The 6,489-nt window shown below is 69.0% G+C and carries 6 protein-coding genes; 2 read left to right on the top strand and 4 right to left on the bottom strand.

Going from position 1 to position 6,489, the window contains the following annotated elements:
• Positions 1 to 137: 137 nt before the first annotated feature.
• A complete protein-coding gene (locus tag ACZ5Y0_RS34745) occupies positions 138 to 791 on the bottom strand; it encodes a hydrolase (RefSeq protein ID WP_359980704.1) in 654 nt (217 codons plus the stop codon).
• 836 nt (positions 792 to 1,627) lie between these two features.
• On the opposite strand from ACZ5Y0_RS34745, the gene ACZ5Y0_RS34740 reads away from it, so the two are divergent.
• Positions 1,628 to 1,792 (top strand): hypothetical protein, encoded by a 165-nt coding sequence (locus ACZ5Y0_RS34740; RefSeq protein ID WP_469132642.1) that lies wholly within the window; start codon positions 1,628 to 1,630, stop codon positions 1,790 to 1,792.
• 71 nt (positions 1,793 to 1,863) lie between these two features.
• On the opposite strand, the gene ACZ5Y0_RS34735 is transcribed toward ACZ5Y0_RS34740, so the two are convergent.
• The 3 genes from ACZ5Y0_RS34735 to ACZ5Y0_RS34725 all read right to left on the bottom strand — a co-directional run bounded on the left by ACZ5Y0_RS34735 (position 1,864) and on the right by ACZ5Y0_RS34725 (position 5,219).
• On the bottom strand, positions 1,864 to 2,643 hold the full coding sequence (locus ACZ5Y0_RS34735) for an SDR family oxidoreductase (protein WP_469132641.1): 780 nt from the start codon (positions 2,641 to 2,643) through the stop codon (positions 1,864 to 1,866).
• 127 nt (positions 2,644 to 2,770) lie between these two features.
• On the bottom strand, positions 2,771 to 3,610 hold the full coding sequence (locus tag ACZ5Y0_RS34730) for an SDR family NAD(P)-dependent oxidoreductase (protein WP_469132640.1): 840 nt from the start codon (positions 3,608 to 3,610) through the stop codon (positions 2,771 to 2,773).
• A 733-nt stretch (positions 3,611 to 4,343) separates the two neighbouring features.
• On the bottom strand, positions 4,344 to 5,219 hold the full coding sequence (locus tag ACZ5Y0_RS34725; protein ID WP_469132639.1) for a helix-turn-helix transcriptional regulator: 876 nt from the start codon (positions 5,217 to 5,219) through the stop codon (positions 4,344 to 4,346).
• Between the two features lie 308 nt (positions 5,220 to 5,527).
• Between ACZ5Y0_RS34725 and ACZ5Y0_RS34720 the strand changes: the two genes are divergently transcribed.
• On the top strand, positions 5,528 to 6,400 hold the full coding sequence (locus ACZ5Y0_RS34720) for a helix-turn-helix transcriptional regulator (RefSeq protein WP_469132638.1): 873 nt from the start codon (positions 5,528 to 5,530) through the stop codon (positions 6,398 to 6,400).
• The last annotated feature ends 89 nt before the right edge of the window (positions 6,401 to 6,489 follow it).

Below are 6,489 nucleotides of genomic sequence, written 5' to 3'. Positions count from 1 at the left end.
GGGGGGGAGGGGGGGCGGGGAGGTCTAAAAGTCAAGCTCGGTCCGGGGCGGTCTGGGGGGGGGAGGGAGGGGGGGCAAGCACCCCTTCTTTTTCCCCTCCCCCCCCGCGGCCGTCCCCGTGGGACGAGGGGAGGGACTCAGCCCTTGTTCTGCCCCAGGAGCTGGAGCTCCCAGGCGAGGCTGGTGCCGAAGCTGCCGCCGTGCTCCAGGAGGATCTCCGTCATACCGGGAACGGTCTCCTCGCGGGCCCAGTCCCGCTGCCACTCGGAGATGACGGTGCCGGAGCAGGTCGGTATGACACCGGCCTGGATCATGCGCTCGATGCCGCGCTCGTGGGCTTCGGTGGTGGTGGCACCCGAGGCGTCCGTCACGGCGAAGACCCGGTATCCGTCGGCGAGGGCGTGGATCGCGGGCCAGGCCAGGCAGATGTCCGTCCACAGACCGGCGATGATGAGGTCCTTGCGCCCGGTGGCCGCGACGGCGTCCACGACGCGCTGGTCCTCCCAGGTGTTGATCGCCGTACGGTCGATCGGCGTCTGCTCCGGGAAGACGTCCTGGAGCTGGCGGATGATGTGGCCGCCGCGGTCCTCGACCACCGTGGTGAGGATGGTGGGAACGTCGAACAGCTTGGCGCCCTTCGCCAGCGCGGTCACGTTGTTGACCACCAGGGTGGCATCCGTGCTGCGCATGCCCGCGAACTGGGCGCCCTGGTGGTCGATCAGCAGCAGCACCGACTTCTCAGGGGTGAGCAGGGCGTCGAGGCCGGTGTACGTGATGCCCTTGGCTGCCATGAATTCTCCGATGGGTGTCGAGTGACGGGCGACCCCGGATGCGGCCGCCTCGATCAAGGTCGCACCGGCGTGACCAGCCGCGCATCGGTGACGAGTACGTACGTGATGGCGCGCCCATCGGACGCGCGGTACGCACCTGGGTCTCCAAGAGGGCGGACAACTCGCCCAGCGAAGCGAGGACGCGGCGGCCGAACACATCGGGTGGGCGGCTCTTCGGCTCCGGCACCTTTTACTGGTGCCCCACCCCGCCCCGACCGAGCAGGCTGAAGCCCGTCCCCGGCATCGCCTTCCCTCCGACAACAACCTGCTGGGCATCGCTCTGGTGTGCCCGGTCGGCGACCCCGCACTGCCGGCACTGCGCGATCCGCGGACCTTCGACGACCTGGCCCGTCTCTTCCCCTCCAGCGCGGCCTGGCTGTCCCACGATCCGCAGCCGGTGGGCGAGGTGCATGTCATGGCCGGCCTCGACAACCGGTGGAGCCCCACCGCCGACGAGGCGGGTCCCGTCGTCACCGGTCTGGTCCGGGTGGGCGACGCCCTCGTCCACACGAACCCGACTCTGACCCAGGGGATCTCCCTTGCCCTGTGGGCGGCCGCACGGGTGGCCGAGACGGCGCACAACGCCACCCGCCACGGGCAGTTCGCCCGGTCCTACGACGAGTGGGCGCGCACCGTCCTCAAGCCCTGGTTCGACCCGCAGGTTGCGGCGGACCGGGACAACGAGAGACGGCTGTCCGGGGCGCCCGTGGACGAGGAGACACAGCAGAAAGCGGCCAGGTTTCCCTGCGCCCTGGAGGACCCGCTGGTCATGCGTGCCTGGGCCCAGGTTGCGCCACATGGCGCGGACGCCGGACGAGGCGTTCGGCTCCGAGGACGTCCGGCTGCACGTCAAGCGCTGGCTGAAGGGACGCACCGACGGGCAGCAGCCCCCCGCGGGGCCGCCGCGCGATGTCTGGGAGGCCGTGGTCGCGGCTCGCGAAGCGACCGGCTCCGGGCGCTGAGCCGCACTGCCCGCATGCGCGAAGGGCCGCCCTTACGGGGCGGCCCTTCGCGCATGCGGAGCGTGGTGGGGTCAGACGGCCTGAGCCGTGGGGAGGATGGTGATCTCCGTGAGGTTGACGTGAGGGGGGACGGCGGCCATGAAGGCGACGGTTTCCGCGATGTCGGCGCTCTGGAGAACGTCGATGTCGCGGATCAGACCGGCCATGAGCTGAGAGGCGTCGGGGTCGGTGACGTGGTCGGGGAGTTCGGTGTCGACCATGCCGGGTTCGATGGTGGCGACGCGGACCATCTTTCGACCGAGTTCGACGCGCAGGAGGCGGGTCAGGTGGCTGATGTAGGCCTTGGTGCCGGAGTAGACGGAGAACTTCTCCAGGATGCGGGTCGCCGCGATGGAGGAGGTGTTGATGAGGTCGGCCGGCTTGCCCTGGGCCGCGGCGTCGGTGAGGTGGGGGAGGAAGGCGGCGATGACGTTCATCACGCCGGTGATGTTGAGGTCGATCTGGCGCTGCCAGTCGTCGACCTTGAGCTCCTCGATGCCGGAGATCAGCTGGACGCCGGCGTTGTTGAAGACGAGGTCGGCGCGGCCGTAGGCGGCCGCGACCTGGTCGGCGGCGCTCCGCACCGCGACGCGGTCGGTGACGTCGACGGCAAGGGCGAGGGCGGTGCCGCCGCCCGCTTCGATGGTCTTGACGACCTGGTCCAGCTTGTCCTTGCGGCGGGCCAGGACGACGACGGTGGCACCGAGGCCGGCGAGGCGCTCGGCGGTGGCGGCGCCGATACCGCTGGACGCGCCGGAGACGACGGCGACACGGCCCGACAGCGGGGTACCGGAGAGAACAGCAGCGGACATGACGGTTACCTCTTCGAGTTCAGTGGATCTGGTTGGCACTTCGGGGACGGAACCCGGCGGGATGGACGGAGGGGGACACCCGGCAGGGCGGCTTGATGGAGGCATCGCCTCCGCACCGGCGACCGCCTCAGGCGGTGTCGTCGTGGGCGGTGGCGGCGGACTTGTCGCGCCAGGGCTTGAGGTCGTCCTGGACCTGCTGATACTTGACTTCGAGGCGGTCGAGGGTGTCCTGGCCGAGGTAGAGGTGGGTGGGGAGCTTCTCGGTTCCGGTGACCTCGACGATGAGGGCGGCGCCCTTGACGGGGTCGCCGAGCTGGGCGTGGTTGGCCTGGTCGATCCAGTCCAGGGTCACGTGGGCGGGCGTGTTGTCGTAGTCGGAGATGCGGTTCTCGGCGACGGAGAGGGAGCTCGCGTCGAGGAAGTCGGTGCGGAAAACGCCGGGTTCGACGACCATGGACTGGATGTTGAAGGGGGCGAGTTCCGCGGAGAGGGCTTCGCTGATGCCGGCGACGGCGAACTTGGAGGCGGAGTAGATGCTGACGCCGGGTTCGCCTTCGAAGCCGGAGCGGGAGCCGATGTGGACGAGCTTGCCGGAGCCCTGTGCGCGCATGTGAGGCAGGACGGCGCGGGTGACGTTGATCAGGCCGAAGACGTTGAGGTCGAACAGGGAGCGGGCCTCGGCGTCGGTGATCTCTTCGAGGGCGCCGAGCAGGCCGCGGCCGGCGTTGTTGACCAGGACGTCGATGCGTCCGAAGCGTTCCACGGCGGCCCGTACGGCGCGGGGGATGCTGGTGTTGTCGGTGACGTCGAGGGTGACGGGGTGGACGGTGGCGGAGGCCTTGAGGTCCTCGGGCACGCGTTCGGGGTTGCGGACGGCGACCACGACGTTGTTGCCGTCCTTGAGTGCGGCCCGTGCGATCTCCGCGCCGATACCGCGGGAAGCTCCGGTCACAAACCACGTAGCCATGAGGTGTTCCTCTTTCCTTGCTGAATGCCCGCGAAATTGCGGGAGGATTTCCTTACGAACTCGAGTGTGCCCGCCCGGCTGTTCCCCATGAAGGGCGGAACTTTCCTGGGTGTTGCGTTCCTATGAACGGAACAGGCGACGGTCCACAGGGGCCGGGGTGGGTCCTGATGCCCCGCTAGGGCTTCACAGTGAGTCGGCGACGAGACGCGAGGTGACCTCGCGCAGCCGGCCTTGGAACACGGGGTCCTCGACCTGTGGGTTGGGTCGGGCCGGCCGCCCGTCGTCGAGGTGGGCGCCCGAGTGCGGGATCGGCCCGCTGGCCGCCTCGATGACGTTCTTCGCACCATGGCCAGGGTCACGGCGAACGCGTTGTCGCGGGCACCGAGATCCTTGGTCTGCTCGGTCCTGCGGGCGGTGACCACCACACGGAAACCCTCGTCGAGCAGGTGCGCTGCGATGCTCCGGCCGAACCGGTCGAGCAACCCGTCACCAGCCAGACCGGCGCGTCTTGCCTGCCTTCCATGATCTCTCTCCTTCAGCTCTGCCAAGGATCCGATTGCCGGGTGCTCGGGAAGACCTGAGAAAAGAATGGCCGCTGCGCATTCCGATAGGCAGGCCACGATTTACCTGGGATAAGCACTCCCGGGAAAAGCAGTCCAGGACCGCCTGGAAAAGGAACGCAGCAGCGCACCGCCGGCCCTCTTGGGGCCGGCGGTGCGCGGAACGCCCTGTATCAGATGTCGATACCCGGCTCCTGCCTGCTCGGAAGCGTCGGTGCGCTGATGGAACCGAGCAGGGACAGCGCATCGGCCGACGCGGAGCCTGGTTCAGCTTGCAGGACGATGAGTTGCTGTCCGGGCGCGCTGCGGATGTTCAGTGCTTCGTGACGCAGTTCCAGGTCGCCGATGGCGGAGTGGTGCATCTGCTTGATCTCGTAAGGGGGGACCCGTGAGTACTCCCGTGCCCAGAGGGAGCGGAACTCGCCGCTGCGCACGGACAGTTCGCCGACGAGTTCGAGGATGCGCGGATCGTCCGGCGTCTCGGTGGCCGTCTGCTGCAGGTCGGCCACGGCTCGGTGCTTGGCACGCTGCGGATTGCGGTAGAAGGCCTTGGCCGCGGGATCGAGGAACAACATGCGCAGGACGTTGTCCCGCTGGGCGAAGTCGGAGTACAGGGCCTGCGCGAGGTCGTTGGCCGCCAGAATGTCCTGGGCGTGGCCGATGATGAAGGCGGGTGTCCTGGTCCAGCTCTCGATCAGCTGGCGCAGCGGAGGGCTGGCGTGCTCGACACGGAACGGAGACTTCATGCGGCGTGTGGTGGGCTGTGCCGTGCGGAAGAGCCGCAGCCGGTCCTCGTCGCTCAGTTGCAGCACGCGGGCCACCGCTTCCAGGACCCTGCGCGAGGGGTTGAGTTCGCGCCCCTGCTCCAGCCGCATGTAGTAGCTGGCGCTGACGCCGGCCAGGGCCGCGACCTCGTCGCGCCGCAGACCCGGCACCCGTCGGCGTCCGGTACTGGGCAGTCCTGCGGCCGCGGGGCTGAGGAGCTCCCGTCGGGAGCGGAGAAACCGGCCCAGCCCTTCCACCGTGTCAGGGTGCTTGTCCTTGTTCATGTCATTGAGGCTAGAGGGAATCAGGCTTGAAAAGGCGCGCTGAACGTGGGTGCGTCACTCCCAGGATCACGTGAGACAACCGTGGACGGCGGGGCAGATCGAGCCGATGCGTGGAAGCCGGGCCGCGAGCCGTCCCACCCTCGTTCCCAGCGGAAGCAGGCCCCGGTAGACGGTAGCGGACACTCCTATGAACAGGAGAAATACCAGAAGGTGAGACGGTCGGCTACACCTGGTGATGACTGTGCGACAAGGTGGCACCTTACATGTTCGGCACTCGAAATCAGCCACATTCGGTCTAACCTTTCCCCATGAGCAATGGGACGCCTTTGGGCGATTTTCTCAGAGCCCGTCGAGAGGCTCTCAAGCCGCATGACGTCGGTCTGCCCGAGCACGGGCGGCGCCGGGTCCCCGGACTGCGCAGAGAGGAAGTGGCGCTCCTGGCCGGAGTGAGTTCCGACTACTACATCCGGCTCGAGCAGGGCCGCGAGAGCAGCCCCTCTCCCCAGGTCGTCGAAGCGGTGGCGCAGGCACTGAAGCTGAACGCGGAGGCCGCCGACCACCTCAACCGACTGTGCCTCGCCGCCTCCCGGCGCCGGCGCGACCACGGCCACGCCGAGGTGAGCGGTCAACTGCTGCAGCTCATGGAGGGATGGCAGCACACGCCTGCCTTCGTCCTCGGACCCGCCCTCGATGTCCTCGCCGGCAACTCGCTGGCCACAGCCCTGCACGGCGGCTTCGACCGGTTCGACAACCTGGCCCGGATGGTCTTCGTCGACCCGGCGGGCCGGGACTTCTACCAGGAGTGGGAACGCGCGGCCCACTCCTGCGTCGCCGAGATCAGGGCCGCCTACGGCTTCGATCCGGACTCGGCGCGCATCGCCGAGGTGGTCGAGGAACTCTCGGCGCAGAGCGAGGAGTTCGCGGAACTCTGGCAACTGCACGAGGTCAAGAGCAAATCGCAGGAGGGCAAGCACCTGAGGCATCCACAGGTGGGGGACCTGCACATCGCGTTCGCTGCCTTCACCGTCAATGGCGCGCCGCACCAGCAGCTCGTGGTGTACCAGGCGGAGCCGGCCAGCCCGACGGCGGCCGCCTTTGAGGCGTTGCGCGCGATGGCCACCGCGCCCAAGCACGCGGAGCGGGTCACGTCCGAGCCGGCACTGTCCGCCCCCGAGGCCTGAGGCTGTTGCGGGGGGGGGGGGGGGGGGGGGGGGGGGGGGGGGGGGGGGGGGGGGGGGGGGGGGGGGGGGGGGGGAGGAGGGGGGGGGAG

This window comes from Streptomyces sp. NPDC033216 (genome assembly GCF_055577115.1).
This window is presented reverse-complemented; position numbering and strand designations above follow the sequence as displayed.

Coding starts and splice junctions, on each gene's coding strand:
- ACZ5Y0_RS34745 (WP_359980704.1), bottom strand. CDS start 791: ATGGCAGCCAAGGGCATCACGTACACCGGCCTCGACGCCCTGCTCACC.
- ACZ5Y0_RS34730 (WP_469132640.1), bottom strand. CDS start 3,610: ATGGCTACGTGGTTTGTGACCGGAGCTTCCCGCGGTATCGGCGCGGAG.
- ACZ5Y0_RS34740 (WP_469132642.1), top strand. CDS start 1,628: ATGGCGCGGACGCCGGACGAGGCGTTCGGCTCCGAGGACGTCCGGCTG.
- ACZ5Y0_RS34725 (WP_469132639.1), bottom strand. CDS start 5,219: ATGAACAAGGACAAGCACCCTGACACGGTGGAAGGGCTGGGCCGGTTT.
- ACZ5Y0_RS34735 (WP_469132641.1), bottom strand. CDS start 2,643: ATGTCCGCTGCTGTTCTCTCCGGTACCCCGCTGTCGGGCCGTGTCGCC.
- ACZ5Y0_RS34720 (WP_469132638.1), top strand. CDS start 5,528: ATGAGCAATGGGACGCCTTTGGGCGATTTTCTCAGAGCCCGTCGAGAG.